Source organism: Stenotrophomonas sp. PI_27 (genome assembly GCF_027854495.1).
GTDB classification, from domain to species: domain Bacteria; phylum Pseudomonadota; class Gammaproteobacteria; order Xanthomonadales; family Xanthomonadaceae; genus Stenotrophomonas; species Stenotrophomonas pavanii.
In genome coordinates this window covers 1-1,185 of the sequence record NZ_JAJNOF010000034.1, presented here as the reverse complement: position 1 = coordinate 1,185, position 1,185 = coordinate 1, and the positions used below count along the sequence as shown (strand labels likewise).

The window sequence follows — 1,185 nt, the reverse complement described above, 5'->3', positions numbered from 1 at the left end:
TTACTCGATGATCTTCGAGACCACGCCGGCGCCGACGGTACGGCCGCCTTCGCGGATGGCGAAGCGCAGGCCTTCGTCCATGGCCACCGGGTTGATCAGGGTGACGACCATCTTGACGTTGTCACCCGGCATCACCATTTCGACGCCTTCCGGCAGTGCAGCGGCGCCGGTGATGTCGGTGGTGCGGAAGTAGAACTGCGGACGGTAGCCGTTGAAGAACGGAGTGTGGCGGCCGCCCTCGTCCTTCGACAGGACGTACACTTCGCCTTCGAACTTGGTGTGCGGCTTGATCGTGCCCGGCTTGGCCAGCACCTGGCCACGCTCGACGTCGTCACGCTTGGTGCCGCGCAGCAGCAGGCCAGCGTTGTCGCCTGCCTGACCCTGGTCCAGCAGCTTGCGGAACATTTCAACGCCGGTCACGGTGGTCTTCTGCACCGGACGGATGCCGACGATTTCGATTTCGTCGCCAACCTTGATCACGCCGCGCTCGATACGACCGGTCACCACGGTGCCGCGGCCCGAGATCGAGAACACGTCTTCCACCGGCATCAGGAACGGCTTGTCGATCGCACGCTCCGGCTCCGGAATCCAGCTGTCCAGCGCGTCGACCAGCTTCAGGATGGCCGGCACACCGATGTCGCTCTGGTCGCCTTCCAGCGCCAGGCGGGCCGAACCGGCGATGATCGGGGTGTCGTCGCCCGGGAACTCGTACTTGCTCAGCAGTTCGCGCACTTCCATCTCGACCAGCTCGAGCAGCTCGGCGTCGTCGACCATGTCGGCCTTGTTCAGGAACACGACGATGTACGGCACGCCGACCTGGCGCGACAGCAGGATGTGCTCACGGGTCTGCGGCATCGGGCCGTCAGCGGCCGAGCACACCAGGATCGCGCCGTCCATCTGGGCGGCACCGGTGATCATGTTCTTGACGTAGTCAGCGTGGCCCGGGCAGTCAACGTGGGCGTAGTGACGGATCGGGGATTCGTATTCGACGTGCGCGGTCGAGATCGTGATACCACGAGCCTTTTCTTCCGGCGCGGCGTCGATCGAGGAGTAATCCTTGAACTCGCCACCGAAGCGCTCGGCACCGATCTTGGTCAGTGCGGCGGTCAGCGTGGTCTTGCCGTGGTCGACGTGACCGATGGTGCCGACGTTGACGTGCGGCTTGGTGCGCTCGAACTTACCCTT

Annotated in this window: 1 protein-coding gene; it reads right to left on the bottom strand. The window is 64.4% G+C overall.

Annotation, left to right across the window (positions count from 1 at the left end):
• Window positions 1-1,185, bottom strand: a 1,185-nt coding sequence (gene tuf, locus LRM18_RS20325; protein ID WP_065428203.1) for an elongation factor Tu, incomplete at its 5' end; no start/stop codon positions are given.